The following is a 16,669-nucleotide window of genomic DNA, read 5'->3' as shown; positions in this document are numbered from 1 at the left end:
CGCTCTGAATAATTCGTTTTTTTTGAGGTTAACTTAAGTTTATGAGTCTCAATTCAACAAATAGGACAGGAGAATGTGACAGCTATGGAGAGATGTAGAACTAAAAAACTGATAGGAATATTTCTGGCATTGATATTTTTGTTCATAAACTATTCTCCCTGGATTCAGAACTTGAGGAATATACCTTCTGAGCTTCAAATTTTTGAGGGCGATGCCCACATACTCAACATCGGGTTGCCGCTTATAGTAAAGATTGAGAGCGACAACGTCAATGTTCTAAAATTCAACGGCAATTCCCTGAAGGACCAGCCAAATTATAACATGGCGCGGCCTTTAGCTATACAAACGGTAAACGAAGGCAGCGCTGAACTCATATTTAAGCTCTTTGGCATCATTCCCATCAAGCAGATGAAGGTGAAAGTGGAGCCGGTCAAAAGGGTATTTCCTGGTGGTAACTCTATAGGCGTCTCCATGTATACCCAGGGAGCGTTGGTGGTTGGCATATCCGAGGTCATGGACCCTGAGGGGTTCACCCATTATCCGGCAAGCGAAGCCGGTTTGAGGCCGGGAGATGTAATTGAAAAGGTCAACGGCATCATGGTAGAAAATGCAGATCACCTTTCAAGGCTGGTAAACCAGGTGAAGGAAAAGGGACTTGAGCTGGAAGTGAGAAGGGGTAATACAATATTTAAGACATATATAGTGCCGGTTAGGGATATGCACGATTCTAAGTACAGGCTTGGTATCTGGGTGCGCGACAGCACTGCCGGGGTTGGTACACTTACATTTTACGACCCTGATACTGGATGCTTTGGCGCTCTGGGACACGCTATTACAGATATCGACACCGGCGTTTTGCTGTCGGTAAAAAATGGCGAAATAGTGCAGTCCACTATAATAGATGTCAAGCAGGGCAGGCGTGGTGAACCGGGAGAACTCAAGGGCGTGTTTTCAAGCAAGCAGAGAGCCATAGGCAATATACTGCGCAATACCCAGTACGGGATATACGGGAAGATGTACCGCCCTTTGCCAGAGTTTTATTACGATAAACCACTGCCGGTATGTTCTCAGTATGACGTAAAGGTGGGGAAGGCCAGCATATTGACCACGGTGGATGAGGAAGGCGTAAAGGAGTTTGAGATTCGAATAGTTAGGGTAAACGTTCAACAACATCCCAGCTCCAAGGGGATGGTCATTGAGATTACTGACCCCGAGCTGCTTGTCCGAACAGGAGGAATTGTACAGGGAATGAGTGGCAGCCCAATTATTCAGGATGGGAGGATCGTGGGCGCTATTACCCATGTATTTGTGAACGATCCCAGGAAGGGATACGGTATATTCATAGAGTGGATGCTTGAGGAATGTCAGAAAATTATCGATTGATGTAAAAGTTTAGAGTTTTTTGACGAAGGTAGTCCTGGCAAAAAAAGTGGTAAACCGACAATTGTTTTTTTAAGGCCTGGGCAGGAAATTTTATGCATGTGTCGAATAAAAATTAAGTATGAGAGCGTCGGAGTTTGTATATGGGGGGTATTTTAAAATGAAAAATAGTATAAAGATCCTATTGGCGGATGATAACAGGGAATTCTGTGATATTATCAGCAAGTATTTAGAAAAACAGGATGATATGGAAGTTGTGGGAATAGCAAACGATGGGATAGAGGTTCTTGATATGGTTCCCAAGATAAAGCCAGATGTAATAGTTCTGGATATCATAATGCCCCATTTAGATGGGCTGGGTGTCTTGGAAAGGCTAAGCAACCACGATTTGGAGCAGCCACCCAAAATCATTGTGTTGTCGGCGGTTGGACAGGATAAGATTACCCAGCGCGCCATTGCACTGGGAGCAGATTACTATATGGTTAAGCCTTTTGATATGGAAGTGTTTGTGAGAAGGATCCGCGAGGTGGTACTGGGCTTCTCGCCCGACGTGGGAGCACCGGTATTTTCAGTCAGTCAGTCGGTGCAGAGTTTCCAGACTTCTATCCTTCCATTAAACAGGCATACCTTCGAGAGGGAATCTTCACTTGAAGCCGATGTTACAAACATCATTCACGAAATAGGGGTGCCGGCTCACATTAAAGGGTATCATTACTTGAGGGAGGCTATACTGCTGGTGATAAACAACATGGATCTTCTAGGAGGGATTACCAAGGAGCTTTATCCCATGATTGCCGAGAAATTCAATACTACCCCCAGCAGAGTGGAAAGGGCTATACGCCATGCTATCGAGGTGGCTTGGAACAGAGGCCGTGTAGAGACCATAAACAGGATATTTGGATATACCGTCCATGATGAAAAGGGCAAGCCCACCAACGGGGAGTTCATTGCCATGATAGCTGACCGCTTAAGGCTGCAGATAAAATCGTCGGCTCACTGATTTGATAAAGTGGCATTAAAAGGTATTTGATGGATGCCATGCAAACAGCATAAATTCATACCTCTTGATATCGATGGCAGCGATTTTTCGCTGCTTTATTTTTTTATGTTTATGTATATTTAATGTGGTAATGCAAACCATATATGTATGGATATTGATTTTTGAATGGTACAAGCCAAGGGTGTTGAGCTTATGATAAAAGGTCGGGCAAAAAAGGATAGGCGCACCAAAAACCTCATTGGACGGCTTATGCCGGGCGATATAGCAGTGATATACCATCAGGACCTGGATGAGGTCGCGGCCTTGCATCTGGTGGAAAGAAGGGTAAAGGCCGTCATAAATGGAGCTTTGTCCATAAGTGGGCGATATCCCAACCAGGGGCCCAAAATCCTTTCAGAGGCAGGTATACCCATTATCGACAACGTCGGCCGGGAAGCCTTTGAGTATATACAGGATGAGGATTATCTAGAGATAGATGAGAAAGGCCTGTGGGTAAACCACAGGTATTTGTGCGACGTCAAGTTCCTGGATAAGGATGAAGTGGAGAAGAAGATGAAGGAGGCCAGCGAAAACATATGGGGTGTACTCCGTGAGTTCATAGATAACACTTTGGATTACGCTGAAAAGGAAAAGGATATGGTGATTGGCCCTGTAAAGGTGCCACCCATCAAGGCTAGGATGGAAAAGCGCCATGTGCTCATAGTGTCAAGAGGTAGAAACTATATTGAGGATTTAAAGGCTATACGCTCATATATCGATGAGGTACGTCCCGTGATGATTGGGGTGGATGGTGGAGGAGACGCATTGCTGGAGTTTGGCTACAAGCCCGACATAATAATAGGCGATATGGACAGCGTCAGCGATCGCTGTTTGAAAAGCTGTGGGGAAATAGTTGTACATGCCTATCCCGATGGGCGTTGCCCTGGCATGGAACGAATCCGAGCCTTGGGGCTGGAAGCAGTCACGTTTCCATTTCCGGGTACAAGCGAGGACGTAGCCATGATACTGGCTTATGAGAATAAAGCCGAGTTGATAGTCATGGTGGGCAGCCATAATAGCATGATCGACTTTCTGGAAAAGGGGAGAAAAGGAATGGCCAGCACTCTGCTGGTGAGGATGAAGGTGGGATACAAAGTGGTTGATGCCAAAGGTGTGAGCGAGCTCTATAAAAACCGTATCCAGCCCGGATATATAGCTGCTATATTTGCCGCGGCCATGTTTCCCATCCTGCTCATAGCGCGCATGTCACCGCAGATTCAAGATTTATATCAGCTGATAGCGCTTCGGATAAAGCTATTACTCGGTCTGTAGGTGGAGAGGCCATGTTGCATCTTAAGTACTACATCATCCTGCTAATCGGAATATTTCTTGCGCTGGGACTGGGAATTTTGATTGGCGTAACGCTTGAAAACAATAACGTGTTGGAAAATCAACAGGAACTCATCATCCGTCAAATAGAAAGTGAATTTGAGGCTTTAAGAAACGAGGCCGACATGCTTAAAAAAACCTTGGCCGTGTTAGAAAAACAGAAAGCTCAGGCAGACTCTACCTGTGAATATTTATTCTCTCGGCTTATAGAGGAGAGGTTGCACGGCCTTAAGGTTTCGATTATAAACCTGGGTCAGGACAATATTTCCCCTGACTTGATACAGCTTTTGAAGCTGGCCGGAGCGTCGGTTGAGTCTAGCATAACTGTTCGTACTGATTTGTATGCAAGGCAGGATTTGAGCACAGCGCTGGAAGCTTTTTTGCGGAATGGTCAGGACGGCATGGAGAGAAACGATTTTCACAGCATAGTTGCCGGCGAGCTAGTTTCAAGTCTTGTTGAGGGGGCGTTTACGCCGCTATCCGTTCGATTAAAGGAGATACACCTAATTCAAGCTTCCAGCAACCTCAAGCAAAGCAGCGATGTGATCATATTGAGTGGTAACGGAAAGAATAAACAGGCACAATCTTCGCAAGAAAACAGTTTTGATATTGTGCTCATTCAGACCGCGCTCAATATGGGACTGCCCGTTGTGGCGGTAGAGCCATCCTCGGTGGAGGAGAGCGCTATTTCAGAATACGAGGAGCTGGGAGTTTCAACCGTCAGGGATATCGACACGGTTTACGGCAAGCTGGCGTTGATATCGATACTGGAAGCCAATAAGCCCGAGTAAGATAGCAGAACCTATCCTGTCATCTGAAGGAGGGAGTATCAGATGGACTACCGGGATGTGGGGGTCGTCATTCCGGCATATAACGAGGAACAGCGCATTGGCAGCACTTTAAGGGCGCTAAGGAGCCTTCCCCGGGTTCGTGAGATTGTGGTGGTGGATGACGGATCAACCGATAATACGGCCCAGGTGGCGCTGAGGGAAGGCGCAAGCCTCATAAAGCTGGTGCGAAACCATGGCAAGGGATATGCTTTATGTCAGGGATTAAAGGCCGTATCCAGTCCCATTGTGCTGGTTTTGGATGCCGACCTGGGGCAGAGTGCCATTGAAGCGGCAAAGCTGATACAGCCCATCAGGGAAGGCAAGGCTGACGTGGCAATTGCGCGATTTCCTAGCCTGCCCGGCAGACACGGCTTTGGGCTGGTAAAGGGCCTATCCAGAATCGGTATACGGCTTTTGACGGGAAAGGATTTGAATGCTGTGCTTTCGGGCCAGCGCGCTTTCAGGAAAGAGGCCATAAAACCGGAGTTTTTCAAATACAGGAGGTTTGGCATAGAATTTGGGATGACAGTGGATTTGCTCAACCATGGTCTCAGGATATGCGAGGTGGATGTTGAGATGACCCATCGCGTCACAGGGCTCAATCTTGCAGGGATACTGCACAGGGCAAGGCAATTTAAGGATATATTTGTTGTTCTGATGGCCAAGCTGTGGGAAAAGGCGGGGATGAAAAAGGTCTATGAGGTTAATTGATCAAACCGTGTTGCTGGTGCTGTCCTGCTTTGCTGTGCGGTTTTTTATGCCTCGCATCTTTAAAATGCTGAAAACCAGGGGAATGATTGTAAAAAATTATAGGGGGCAGCCTGTTGTCACATCCATGGGCTTGACCTTCATCTTTCCATGCGCCTTGGGCATCATCCCCTTTATGGTTGCAGGAATTGAGCCGGAACATATGGCTTTTTTAATAGTTGTCACCTCGCTGGTATTGGCCGGCTTTATAGACGATGTGCTGGGGGATGCAACCATAAAGGGCATAAAGGGTCATGTGGCTGAACTCATTAAGGGCAGGATATCTACAGGGGGAGTCAAGCTCATAATAACGGCATTGGTGGGGATGTTTGTATCCCGCTGCCATCACAAAAGCCTGATAGCCTGGGGAGTTTATGCGCTGTTATTTTCGCTGTTTGTCAATTTCATAAATCTTATGGATTTAAGGCCTGGACGCGCCATAAAAGCATTTCTGCTGTCTGTTATTCTCCTTATGATTTTGGGGGGATTCTCAAATGTTTGGATATTAATTCCAATTTTGGCTGCTCTACCCTTTCATATGAAAGGCGAGATGGAGGAGAAGTACATGCTGGGAGATACGGGAGCCAATCTTTTAGGAGGGATAGCCGGTTTTTACGCCATCAAAGCTGTAACATTGGCACCGGCAGCTGTGATGGCGGTGATGCTGCTGTCAATTCATGTGATAGCCGAGTACCGCTCTTTATCGAGATTCATAGAGTCCATTCCCGCACTGCGGTTCATCGATCAATTGTGGAGGTTGAAAACAGATGGGGATACGAGCATGGATAGAGCTTAAAAGAGGAGTGGTAAAGGAAATACTGGAGCGCAATGAGAGCGGTACAGCCGTTGTCAGGCTGGAGATCGATCACCCCTGTAAGTTGGCAGTGGTGTACGTGCCATTGACGGGATCAGTTGATGTAGGAGATGAAGTACTGGTCAACACCACCGCCTGCAGTCTGGGCCTGGGTACAGGGGGCTATCACTTTGTGGTGTGCAACCTCAATATGAAGAATAACGCTTTTGTTAGCAGAGGCCACGGCATGAAGTTGAAATATACGCCTCTTCAGATACAGCTTCTCTTGTCCGAGGAGGAGAAAAGCCCACATCATCTCTATTACAGTCAGCCGATTGATTTTCGGGGCAAACTGGTGTATGTCGGAGAGCTGCACAGCATGCTGCCTCCGCTATGCGCCTACTTAAAGTACTTTTCTGGTGGTAGCATATCTATTGCGTATATAATGACAGATCACGGGGCGCTGCCTATAGCCTTTAGCCGAAACGTCGGCCTGCTCAAAAAGAAAGGGTTACTGGATGTTACCGCCACCTCAGGCAATGCCTTTGGTGGGGACTATGAGTGCGTAAACATATACACTGCCCTGAAGGCTGCTCTCAATGTGGCCAATTGCGATGTGGCCATTGTGGCCATGGGGCCCGGCATATTGGGGACCGGCACCACATTTGGGTTCAGTGGCCTGGAGCTGGGGTTATATGTCAACCTGGTGGCGGCCTCAGGAGGGCATGTGGTGTACATACCGCGAGTGGGGTTTGGCGATGCTAGAGAAAGGCATGTTGGAATAAGCCACCATTCTCTAACGGTGCTTAGGGACATTATCCAATACCCTCTTCCCCTTGTGCTGCCTTTGATGGATAAATCAAGGCAAAGAAGAGTTGTAAAGCAGCTTAAAAACAACGGGCTGCTTGCCAAGTACAGGACGATCTTTTTAAGCGGCAAGGATATAAGGAGAGCTTTGGAGCATTACGGTCTTGCTCTCACTACAATGGGCAGGGGTATCGATGAGGAACCCTATTTTTTTTACGCCTTAGGGGCAGTAGCGCGCTACGGTTTGACGGAGGTCCTCAAAATATGACATGGTAATATAGGTAAAGACAGGTTATAAATTCCCCTTAAGGCTCATAGTTATCAAGTAGGACAAATATTATAAAAGGCCTCGGGGGGATACCTCCATTGAACGCTTTGAAGATAAAAACCAATATAATGCTTCATATAAGGGAGAACATAGCCCTTTACCTGCTTGTGGTGTTTGTCTTTATTACAGGGGTGGCTGCCGGCGGATTTACGGTCAGCTCTATCAGCGCTGAGCAGCGGGTGTATCTGGCTGATTACCTGCAGGGGTATTCGTATATTCTTGGTAATCAGTCTCATGTGGATAGGTCGATGATATTCATAAAGGCTGTGTTGCAGAACCTCCAGACTGCTTTTTTCATCTGGTTGTTTGGGCTGACTTACTTAAGCACTCCCTTGGTGCTGATAACGGTGGGGGTCAGAGGTTTTTTTCTTGGCTTTACTGTGGCTTTTTTGATTGACTACTATGCCCTGAACGGATTGTTCATGGTGCTGACGTGTATTTTACCGCAGTCGTTTATCCATATACCTTGCCTTATGGTTATGGGCGTATTGGCTCTGCAATTTGGAATAGAGAGGTTCAAAATAAGAAAGTTGCCCCACTTAAAGCAGATGAGGCTGCGGAGAATAGCGCCTTACACCTTCAAGTTTGTGCTCATCATCATAGCTTTTTTTATAAGCAGCTTGTTTGAGGCTTTTGTGGTGCCCCTGGTCTTCAAATTTTTGTTTGCTAATATGTTCAAAGTGAAGGATTTTATAACCTTTTTATCGAAATAGATAAAATAGTACTTAACCAGCCGACATAAGAAGGATTGATGGGTATCATAATATTTGACATGGCAGCATTGGAACCAAACAAATGATATTGAGGGGTGAAATGTGTGTACAAAAATGCCGCTGAGCTCATTCAAAAGAGGATTGGTGTACGGCCTACGGTGGGGTTGATACTGGGGTCGGGTCTGGGAGATGTGGTCGATACCATAGAGGGCCCTATCTTTATCGATTATAAGGACATACCCGGCTTTCCAAAGACGACTGTGCCGGGGCACAAAGGCCGATTTGTGGTTGGACGATGTCAGGGGAAAGAGATAATAGTGGCCCAAGGGCGGTTTCATTATTACGAGGGCTATGATATGGAACAGGTGGTTTTGCCGGTCCGCGCCATGAAGATTCTGGGGGTACAGACGCTTATTATTACCAACTCGGCAGGAGGAATAAACCCCGATTTTTCGCCCGGCGATCTGATGGTCATAAGGGACCACATAAACATGTCGGGCGTCAATCCATTGAGGGGGAGAAATATGGATGACCTTGGCCCGCGATTCCCAGATATGACCTATGCTTATGACCCAAACTTGAGGCGCCTTGTTATGGATACTGCAAAGGAGATGGGGCTGAAAGTCAGGGAAGGGGTTTATGCCATGATGCCAGGCCCTAGCTATGAGACCCCGGCTGAGATACGCATGCTGCAGAGGCTGGGTGCCGATGCGGTTGGTATGTCCACTGTACCCGAGGTCATAGCCGCTGTCCATGCCGGCGTAAAGGTGGTGGGCATCTCATGCATCACTAACATGGCTGCAGGGCTATTGGACAAGCCTTTAACCCATGAAGAGGTCATTGAGACGGCCGGGCGGGTGGCCAGGGATTTTGCCAGGCTCTTGCTGGGCTTTATTGCGAAAATGTGACTGCTGTAATCTATCAATGCATGTTAATGCAACAGCTTCGCCAAAACAGATATAAGCCGATTTGACGGGCGCTTTTTGATGTGCATAACCCTACTATTCGATGGAAAACCTAATCCTAGATGATGAGATTATAGGAGGGATCACATTGAGCACATTAAAAAGCGCCATTCTTTGCTGGCTGTTGACGATAATTTTTGTTATTATGCCTTTCTGGGTGGTTGCAGCTGCACAACCGGTAACTGAGCTCCCCTTTCCTATACAGTCCAAAGCAGCACTACTTATGGATTATGAGACGGGCACCGTGCTGTATGAAAAAAATGCTCACGAGAAGCTTCCTGTGGCCAGCATAACCAAAATAATGACCCTTCTATTGGCCATGGAAGCCATTGAGGACGGCAGGCTAAAGCTGGATGATCCCGTACATGTCAGCGAATATGCGGCCAGCATGGGTGGGTCTACCGTATTTTTAGCGCCGGGCGAGACGTTTCCGGTATCCACCATATTGGAAAGCATAATAGTAGCATCGGCCAACGATGGCAGCGTCGCTCTTGCTGAAAAAATATACGGCAGCCACGAGCTGTTCGTACAGAAGATGAACGAACGGACCCAGCAATTGGGAATGAAAAACACCCATTTTGTCAACTGCACTGGCTTGCCTGCAGAAAACCATTATACCACCGCATATGACGTTGCTCTGATGAGCAGGGAACTGTTGAAGTACCCTCTGTTTTTCAAGTGGAGTACAATCTGGCTGGATTACATGAGGGACGGCCAGACCATGCTGGTCAATACCAACAAGCTGATCAGGTTTTATGAAGGCTGTGACGGCGTGAAGACGGGCTATACTGAAGAGGCCGGGCACTGCATTTCAGCCACTGCAAAGCGTGGGAACTTGAGGCTTATAGCTGTTATACTGGGGGCACCCACATCTCAGGTCAGGTTCAGTGAAGCCAGCAAGCTTTTAGATTACGGCTTTGCGAATTACGATTCGGTTCTGGTGGTGAAGAAGGGCCAGATTGTCCAAAACGAGATACCTGTAATGGGAGGAAAGACCAGCAAGATAATGGGACTGGCGGCCGATAACTTGTCATTGCTGCTCAGCAAGGGCGATTCAAAGGAGTTTACGAAGGACGTACAGATTCCGGCTCTCTTGAGGGCTCCCATCAATCAGGGACAAAAGATAGGGGTACTGACGGTGAAGAGGGACGGCAAAGAGGTTGGAAAAGTGGACATCGTGGCAGGAGAATCGGTGGAGGTTGCCGGCGTGTTTGATTATTTCAGCAGGATATTTAACAACTGGCTTAAGAGACCGGTAAACGAAAAAAACAGGTGATGCCCCAGCTGACCTATTGACAGTTAGATTTTACTTGAAAATTGCTGGCATAATGCCGCTGGCAGATTGAAATGGATCGGCAAAGAATATAAACGCCGGTCCATTTTTTATTTGATTTAAAAAGAAAAAATCCAGCTGAAAGGGTTTTATAACGGTGCCTAATAATGTACAATAAAATCATGGAATAGTTGTCTCTATGTTTTGTTTTAAAAACTTTTAAAGGCGATTATTATGTGAGAAAATGGAGGGTTGTCTGAATTGTACATGAACTGGATTGACGTACTTTTAAGCCTGCCGGCTGTGTTTTTGGCCATATCCTTCCATGAGTTTGCCCATGCCCTTACAGCCTATTGGCTGGGGGACCCCACTCCTAAAAATCAGGGGAGGCTTACCTTATATCCTTTGGCCCACGTGGATTGGCTGGGCCTAATATTATTTGCTCTATTCAGGTTTGGCTGGGCCAAGCCGGTACAGGTCAATCCTGCAAACTTCAAAGACCGAAAGTGGGGCAGCATCATCGTGTCTTTTTCGGGGCCACTGGCCAATATGCTGCTGTCTCTTGTCGCCCTGGTAATTTTGGTGGCAGCAAAGCTGTCTATTTCCTCTTACAGAGGCATTCTGTTGGGAATTATTGACCGTGTGGTGCAGCTGAATATAATATTTGCCATTTTGAATTTAATACCCATACCCCCTTTTGACGGGTATCACATTATAAAAGGGCTATTTTGTCGCAGAAATGTCAGGTTTTTCTGGAATTATGAGTACTACGGTATGTTCATACTGTTTGCTTTTGTATTGCTGGGGGGGTTTAATCTAATTGTGCGCATTCCTGCCCAATACATTTACCAGCAATTGATGTATCTGCAAAGCTTTTTGCTTTCTTTATTGCAATAAACGGTAAGGAAAGGGGTAATAAGGGTTTGGGTTATCAGGTAAAGCTTGAGGTTTTTGAAGGGCCGCTAGATCTTTTGCTGCACCTTATCTCCAAGGCCAAAATCAACATAGAGGACATATCGATATCAGAGATAACCGCACAGTACATGGATTACCTCAACCAGATGCAGGCACTGGATATCGACATTGCAAGCGAATTCATGGTCATGGCTGCTACTTTGCTTCATATAAAGTCCTGTAAGCTGCTTCCCAAGCCTGCGCAGCAGTCAGAGGAGCAGGAGCCTGACCCACAGCAACAGTTGATTCAGAGGTTGAAGGAATACAAGAAGTACAAAGACGCCGGTGAATGGCTGCATGAAAGGTATATGGTGTATTCCAACATGTACAGCAAGCTGCCAGAAGAGGTGGTAGATACAGGCGAGGATATAAAGTTCTCAAATGTGACCAAGCAGGACATTGCACAGGCGATGATGGACCTGCTGAAGAGGAAGAACGCCTCTCAGCAGGCCCAACCTGTTGTCCGTAACATTAAGCCTGAGACCATATCGCTTCAGGACAGAATAAGGCAACTGACGGCCGTACTGGTAAGGCGTGGGAAGGTGCTGTTTTCCCAGCTGGTCAGCAATAAGTTTTCCAGGCTGTATATTATCGTAACCTTTTTGGCGCTGCTGGAGATGATAAACAGGGGATGGATCAAGGTACAACAATCCAGGCCATTTTCTGATATACTCATTCAAAGGAAGGGATTGAGATGGAAGAACAACAGATGATGGCTGCAGCAGAAGCAATTCTGTTCATTGCAGGGGATCCCGTACCTGTAAGGAGCATTGCCGAGGTACTAGACATAGACGTCGATACCGCCGAGCGGCTGATGGAGAAGATAGCGGAAGCCTACACTTCGCAGCATTGGGGACTGCAGCTCATAAGGATCAACGACGCATATCAACTGGTTACCCGCCCTGAGTACGGTGAGTATATTCGCAGGTTTACCGGTGCGGCCAAGGAACAGTCGCTTTCCAGAGCATGTCTTGAAACGCTGGCCATCATCGCCTACAACCAGCCTGTGACAAAAGCGGATATCGAGCAGTTGAGGGGGGTAAAGTGCGACCATGCCATTGCGGTGCTGCTGGAGAAGAATCTGATCCGCGAGGTGGGGAGGCTTGACGCGCCAGGGAAACCCAAGCTGTACGGAACCACAGAGCTGTTTTTGAAAAGCTTTGGGCTGTCGAGCATCGATGACTTACCGCCTCTCAAGCCGCAGCAGGCCACATGACCCTATTCCTTGCCCCGTGTATTTTTTTTGTGAAGCGTGAGAAACTAGAAAAAAATGCATGGGGTGCAGGTGGCCGTGGCTTTATACGTTTGGATAATTTTGGCCGTGTTAATTTTGCTTGTTTTGATCAGCATGGTTACGGTACGTATAGAGATTGGCTTGAGGATAAAGAATTGTGGCAGCGGGTCATTTATAATTGTACAGGCTTTAGGGGGTCTTGTGCGCAGAAAGGTCTCCCTTGCCATGAAGCCAGATTCTAAACACCCGTTTTTTTTGAATATGAGAGAACCATCTGTCCAGGATGAGACAGCCATATCTCCTCAGGAAATTATAAGCCTGGTAAGGAAAGGATTGAGAATCGTACAGCAAAATGCCCAATATTTCAAAACCGTTAAGGATAAGGTTAAGGTAGAGGATTTTGAAGTGATGGCCAGGCTGGGTACTGGCGATGCTGCCCATACGGCGCTGCTGTGCGGCAGCCTTCTTTCGCTCCTGCACATAGCGCTTTTTCATCTGCAAAACAAATATTATCTCGAAAAAAAGAGAGTCAATGTCACACCGGTGTTTGACAGGGAGGATTTTGAACTGAACTTCAATTGCATAATAGCCCTTAAATTGAGATATATTATAATTGCTGGAATGCAAAAAAAACAGCTGAAAAAATAAAGGGCGGTGAAAAAATTGTCAGGACATCCAATTGAAAACATCATGAAGACTACCATGGAAAACATCAAGGAGATGATAGATGTAAATACTATTGTGGGTGATGCTGTAGAGACGGCAGATGGCAATGTCATCATACCGATATCCAAGGTTTCCTTCGGCTTTGTGGCAGGCGGTGGAGAATACAAGGATGGAGGTAAGGAACAAAAGCAGGGCAGGGGTGGTGGAGAGGGGGAGCCTTCGGCATCCATTCCTTTTGCAGGTGGTACCGGAGCGGGCGTGTCGGTCAACCCGGTGGCGTTTTTGGTGGTGGGGGGTGGCAAGGTCAAGCTTTTGCCGGCCCGTTTTCGCACTTCCGCTGACCGCATTATTGAGATGATCCCCCAGCTGGTGGAAGACATACAAAACCTGGTTGGCCCTAAAAAGGAAAATGGGCAGAATCCCCCTGCACAACAAAATGTGCAATAGGCGGCCAAAAGCCGCCTTTATTTTATGTTCCCTTTGGTGTATACTATAACTTGTATTTCAAATAAGAAGAGGTAAACCGCGTCTTGGTATATGTGTCCGTATTGAAAGGAGATGTCCTGTGCGCCTGCAAAAGTACATGGCTCACTGTGGAGTGGCTTCGCGCAGAAAATGTGAGGAAATGATAAAGCAGGGCCGGGTTACCGTTAATGGTCAAGTGGTGACTCAGCTTGGAGTAAAGGTGGACCCACAAAAGGATGAAGTAAGGGTGGACGGCAAGGCCATTTCCCTGGAACAAAAACGGGTATACATCCTTCTCTACAAACCGCGGGGGTATGTGACCACGGTGAAAGATACCCACGGAAGGCCCACCGTTGTGTCGCTGGTGGGGAATCAGCCCGCCAGGGTGTATCCGGTAGGGAGGTTGGATTTTGACACCGAGGGGGTGCTACTTCTTACCAACGACGGGGAGCTGGCTAACAGGCTTATGCACCCGCGGTATGGCGTGGAAAAGGAGTATTATGCGGTGGTGGACGGCCGCCCTTCCAAATTACAAATTCAAGCGTTTATAGATGGGATTGACATAGGCGATGCCATTGCGCATGCCCATAAGGTAAGGTTGCTCTGGCAGAAGGGCAACAGTTCGGCATTCAAGGTGGTATTGAAGGAGGGGAGAAACAGGCAGATAAGGCGGATGTTTGAAGCCATCGGCTGCCCAGTTAAATTTTTAAGGAGGGAACGACTGGGCAATCTGGTGCTGGGCGATTTAAAGCCCGGGCAGTGGCGATACCTTGATGAGGGCGAGGTAATGCAACTTAAAAAGCTGGCGGAGGCGGAAACATGATAACCTTTAGGAAGATTGAGCCTCAAGACCTGGACAAGATATACTTAAATGAGGTTTTGCGGTCTTTGATTACCATATCGAGCCAGGGCGAGGGGTTTGCTGTCGTGATTGAAGAAGATGGGGCCATAAAGGGAGGCGTAAGCGGCTACAGGCAGGGTGAAGACGCGTTTATACAGAGCGTTGTGGTGCTGCCTGGCCTGGAGGAAGATTCTTTGCTTGACGGCTTGGTCCGTTCACTTGTGTACATACTCGAGAGGGATGGCGTTCAGAGGCTTTTTGCCATGGGCGACGAAAACTGGTACCTCTACGAAAGGATAGGGTTTAAGCGCTTTGACAGTCAAGATTCGGATTACTGCCTAGTTTTGGATATCCCGTCTTTTTTTGAGCGAAAGACCTGCAGGTGAAATGGTCTGCAGCAATTTTTTCTATACAAAAGGGCGAGTTTTTGATATAATTCTATATCAAATTTATCAATATTAAAAAATCTGGGAGGATGAAAGGATGGAACTGTGGTACACTGAAAAGCAAACACCCAATGTTGGAATTACGTGTAAAACTATAAGCACACTGGTAGTAGAAAAGACCAACTATCAAGAACTGGCCATCATAGATACAGTACAGTATGGGCGGATGCTGGTACTGGACGGCATGGTTCAGACGACAGTGAAGGATGAGTTTGTGTACCATGAGATGATCACCCACATACCCCTGTTCACTCACCCCAATCCCAAGACGGTGGCTGTTATTGGAGGCGGAGACGGAGGAACGGTACGTGAGGCGCTCAAGCACCCTTCGGTTGAAAGAGTATACCTGGTTGAAATCGATGAGAGGGTGGTTGAAAACAGCAAAAAGTACCTCCCGGAGATCAGCTGTGGTCTATCTGATCCAAGGTGCGAGGTGCTGTTCCAAGACGGAATTGAGTTTATAGCACAGCACGAAAATTCCTTTGACGTTGTGCTGGTGGATTCGACTGAACCCATTGGGCCAGCTACTGGATTGTTTTCTAAAGATTTTTATTCATCGATATACAGGGCCTTGAAGGAAGATGGACTTTTTGTGGCCCAAACCGAGTCCCCATTTTTCAACGCCCAACTTATTCGCAGCGTGTATGCCAGCATAAAGCAGATCTTCCCAGTAACACGTCTTTACCTGGCTTCCATTCCTACTTATCCCAGCGGGCTGTGGAGCTTTACCCTTGGCTCAAAACGGTATGACCCCTTAGAGGTGGATGAAGAGAAAATTTTGGAAATTGACACCAAGTATTATTCTCCTGAAATCCATAAATCGGTCTTCAAGCTACCGCGCTTTGTCAAAAATCTGTTAGAAAGCTGTGAATGATTTTTCCAGGATTGACATAAGCGTTTATCATCGTTATCATTTTAAGAGGTATTTACTTGGTTCGCGTTACGGAAAGGAAATGGTGCAGATGCTAAAAGAGTACAGGTGGAGCAATCGATTCATGGGCAGTAGGGAATGCTATGATGAGAGCGATGTGATAATGGTGGGGGCACCCATGGACTATAGCGTCAGCTATAGGCCGGGTGCCCGGTTTGCCCCTCAAAAGATTAGGGAGGTTTCATATGCCATTGAAGAGTACAGCCCGTATATGGACAGGGACCTCTCGGAAGTAAGATTTTTTGATGCAGGGGACCTTGAGCTTCCCATGGGAAATATCGTATCCAGCCTGGAAATTATTCAGCAAGCTGCCAGTGAGATACTGGAAGATGGTAAAAAGCCCATATTTCTAGGTGGCGACCACCTCATCACTTATCCGGTGGTTAAGGAGGTTTACGAAAAATATGGAGACCAGCTCAGGCTTCTGCATTTCGATGCTCATGCTGACCTGCGGGAAGAGTACCTGGGTGAGAGAAACTCTCATGCCTCGGTGATCAGGCTGTGCAGCCAATTCCTTCCATCAAAGAACATATTTCAATTTGGCATTCGCTCTGGAACGCGCGAAGAATTCAAGTGGGCAGGGGAAAACCTCAATTTTTATCCATTTGAGGTTTTGCAACCCTTGAAAGAGGTTATAGATGTATTAAAGCCTTATCCCGTATATATTACGCTGGACATAGATGTAGTCGACCCTGCGTATGCCTGGGGGACGGGCACTCCCGAACCCGGGGGATGTATGCCCCATGAGATCTTTCAGGCGTTTAGAGCGATGAAGGGCTTAAACATCGTTGGTATGGATCTGGTAGAGGTAAATCCGGTATACGACACGGCGGATGTAACCTCCATATTGGCTGCAAAGATAATACGAGAGGCTATTCTGATAATTTAAAAATTTAAATAAAAAATTTTTTAGAAAAAAGAAGGAAAA

General features: G+C 47.0%; 19 protein-coding genes. All 19 read left to right on the top strand.

What is annotated here, in order from left to right; genetic code table 11:
* Positions 1–84: 84 nt before the first annotated feature.
* The 19 genes from spoIVB (at position 85) to speB (ending at position 16,630) form a co-directional block, all read left to right on the top strand.
* A complete protein-coding gene (gene spoIVB / locus KVG29_RS06565) occupies positions 85–1,383 on the top strand; it encodes a SpoIVB peptidase (protein WP_252227439.1) in 1,299 nt (432 codons plus the stop codon).
* A gap of 157 nt (positions 1,384–1,540) precedes the next feature.
* Positions 1,541–2,380: a sporulation transcription factor Spo0A gene (gene spo0A / locus KVG29_RS06560; protein WP_252227438.1), complete on the top strand. Its 840-nt coding sequence runs from the start codon at positions 1,541–1,543 to the stop codon at positions 2,378–2,380.
* Between the two features lie 192 nt (positions 2,381–2,572).
* The gene (gene steA, locus KVG29_RS06555; RefSeq protein WP_252227437.1) at positions 2,573–3,691 is read left to right on the top strand and encodes a putative cytokinetic ring protein SteA; all 1,119 of its coding nucleotides are present in this window, start codon (positions 2,573–2,575) and stop codon (positions 3,689–3,691) included.
* A gap of 11 nt (positions 3,692–3,702) precedes the next feature.
* Entirely contained in the window at positions 3,703–4,539 is an 837-nt protein-coding gene (locus KVG29_RS06550) for a copper transporter (RefSeq protein WP_252227436.1), read from the top strand.
* Between the two features lie 42 nt (positions 4,540–4,581).
* Positions 4,582–5,289, top strand: a complete 708-nt coding sequence (locus KVG29_RS06545; RefSeq protein WP_252227435.1) for a glycosyltransferase family 2 protein — start codon at positions 4,582–4,584, stop codon at positions 5,287–5,289.
* Positions 5,276–6,121: a hypothetical protein gene (locus KVG29_RS06540; RefSeq protein ID WP_252227434.1), complete on the top strand. Its 846-nt coding sequence runs from the start codon at positions 5,276–5,278 to the stop codon at positions 6,119–6,121. Before KVG29_RS06545 ends, KVG29_RS06540 begins: the two co-directional genes overlap by 14 nt.
* Positions 6,093–7,193 carry a DUF3866 family protein gene (locus KVG29_RS06535; RefSeq protein WP_252227433.1) on the top strand — a complete coding sequence of 367 codons (1,101 nt, stop codon included), beginning with the start codon at positions 6,093–6,095 and terminating at the stop codon, positions 7,191–7,193. The genes KVG29_RS06540 and KVG29_RS06535 overlap by 29 nt, the downstream gene beginning before the upstream one ends.
* 98 nt (positions 7,194–7,291) lie before the next feature.
* Positions 7,292–7,966: a stage II sporulation protein M gene (gene spoIIM / locus KVG29_RS06530; RefSeq protein ID WP_252227432.1), complete on the top strand. Its 675-nt coding sequence runs from the start codon at positions 7,292–7,294 to the stop codon at positions 7,964–7,966.
* Positions 7,967–8,061: 95 nt separating this feature from the next.
* A complete protein-coding gene (locus tag KVG29_RS06525; RefSeq protein WP_420840535.1) occupies positions 8,062–8,874 on the top strand; it encodes a purine-nucleoside phosphorylase in 813 nt (270 codons plus the stop codon).
* Positions 8,875–9,019: 145 nt separating this feature from the next.
* Positions 9,020–10,207, top strand: coding sequence for a D-alanyl-D-alanine carboxypeptidase family protein (locus tag KVG29_RS06520; RefSeq protein ID WP_252227430.1), 1,188 nt, complete (start codon positions 9,020–9,022; stop codon positions 10,205–10,207).
* A 249-nt stretch (positions 10,208–10,456) separates the two neighbouring features.
* Complete coding sequence (locus KVG29_RS06515; RefSeq protein ID WP_252227429.1) at positions 10,457–11,101, top strand: site-2 protease family protein; 645 nt, start codon at positions 10,457–10,459, stop codon at positions 11,099–11,101.
* A 26-nt stretch (positions 11,102–11,127) separates the two neighbouring features.
* On the top strand, positions 11,128–11,871 hold the full coding sequence (locus tag KVG29_RS06510) for a segregation and condensation protein A (RefSeq protein WP_252227428.1): 744 nt from the start codon (positions 11,128–11,130) through the stop codon (positions 11,869–11,871).
* Positions 11,853–12,374 (top strand): SMC-Scp complex subunit ScpB, encoded by a 522-nt coding sequence (gene scpB, locus KVG29_RS06505; RefSeq protein ID WP_252227427.1) that lies wholly within the window; start codon positions 11,853–11,855, stop codon positions 12,372–12,374. The genes KVG29_RS06510 and scpB overlap by 19 nt, the downstream gene beginning before the upstream one ends.
* Before the next feature lie 54 nt (positions 12,375–12,428).
* Positions 12,429–13,040, top strand: a complete 612-nt coding sequence (locus tag KVG29_RS06500; RefSeq protein WP_252227426.1) for a DUF2953 domain-containing protein — start codon at positions 12,429–12,431, stop codon at positions 13,038–13,040.
* A 15-nt stretch (positions 13,041–13,055) separates the two neighbouring features.
* Positions 13,056–13,505, top strand: coding sequence for a GerW family sporulation protein (ytfJ, locus tag KVG29_RS06495; protein WP_252227496.1), 450 nt, complete (start codon positions 13,056–13,058; stop codon positions 13,503–13,505).
* A gap of 118 nt (positions 13,506–13,623) precedes the next feature.
* Positions 13,624–14,346, top strand: coding sequence for a pseudouridine synthase (locus KVG29_RS06490; RefSeq protein ID WP_338084623.1), 723 nt, complete (start codon positions 13,624–13,626; stop codon positions 14,344–14,346).
* Entirely contained in the window at positions 14,343–14,750 is a 408-nt protein-coding gene (locus KVG29_RS06485) for a GNAT family N-acetyltransferase (RefSeq protein ID WP_252227425.1), read from the top strand. Before KVG29_RS06490 ends, KVG29_RS06485 begins: the two co-directional genes overlap by 4 nt.
* 97 nt (positions 14,751–14,847) lie before the next feature.
* Positions 14,848–15,684, top strand: coding sequence for a polyamine aminopropyltransferase (gene speE, locus KVG29_RS06480; protein ID WP_252227424.1), 837 nt, complete (start codon positions 14,848–14,850; stop codon positions 15,682–15,684).
* Between the two features lie 88 nt (positions 15,685–15,772).
* A complete protein-coding gene (speB, locus tag KVG29_RS06475) occupies positions 15,773–16,630 on the top strand; it encodes an agmatinase (protein ID WP_252227494.1) in 858 nt (285 codons plus the stop codon).
* The last annotated feature ends 39 nt before the right edge of the window (positions 16,631–16,669 follow it).

The sequence above is a fragment of the Caldicoprobacter algeriensis genome (assembly GCF_023838525.1).
Taxonomy (GTDB): Bacteria; Bacillota; Clostridia; order Caldicoprobacterales; family Caldicoprobacteraceae; genus Caldicoprobacter; species Caldicoprobacter algeriensis.
Note: the sequence above shows the minus strand (reverse complement) of the source record. Positions and strands in the feature narration are given on the sequence as shown.

Coding starts and splice junctions, on each gene's coding strand:
- spo0A (WP_252227438.1), top strand. CDS start 1,541: ATGAAAAATAGTATAAAGATCCTATTGGCGGATGATAACAGGGAATTC.
- spoIVB (WP_252227439.1), top strand. CDS start 85: ATGGAGAGATGTAGAACTAAAAAACTGATAGGAATATTTCTGGCATTG.
- steA (WP_252227437.1), top strand. CDS start 2,573: ATGATAAAAGGTCGGGCAAAAAAGGATAGGCGCACCAAAAACCTCATT.
- speE (WP_252227424.1), top strand. CDS start 14,848: ATGGAACTGTGGTACACTGAAAAGCAAACACCCAATGTTGGAATTACG.
- KVG29_RS06545 (WP_252227435.1), top strand. CDS start 4,582: ATGGACTACCGGGATGTGGGGGTCGTCATTCCGGCATATAACGAGGAA.
- KVG29_RS06540 (WP_252227434.1), top strand. CDS start 5,276: ATGAGGTTAATTGATCAAACCGTGTTGCTGGTGCTGTCCTGCTTTGCT.
- KVG29_RS06550 (WP_252227436.1), top strand. CDS start 3,703: ATGTTGCATCTTAAGTACTACATCATCCTGCTAATCGGAATATTTCTT.
- KVG29_RS06485 (WP_252227425.1), top strand. CDS start 14,343: ATGATAACCTTTAGGAAGATTGAGCCTCAAGACCTGGACAAGATATAC.
- KVG29_RS06535 (WP_252227433.1), top strand. CDS start 6,093: ATGGGGATACGAGCATGGATAGAGCTTAAAAGAGGAGTGGTAAAGGAA.
- speB (WP_252227494.1), top strand. CDS start 15,773: ATGCTAAAAGAGTACAGGTGGAGCAATCGATTCATGGGCAGTAGGGAA.
- KVG29_RS06500 (WP_252227426.1), top strand. CDS start 12,429: ATGCATGGGGTGCAGGTGGCCGTGGCTTTATACGTTTGGATAATTTTG.
- scpB (WP_252227427.1), top strand. CDS start 11,853: ATGGAAGAACAACAGATGATGGCTGCAGCAGAAGCAATTCTGTTCATT.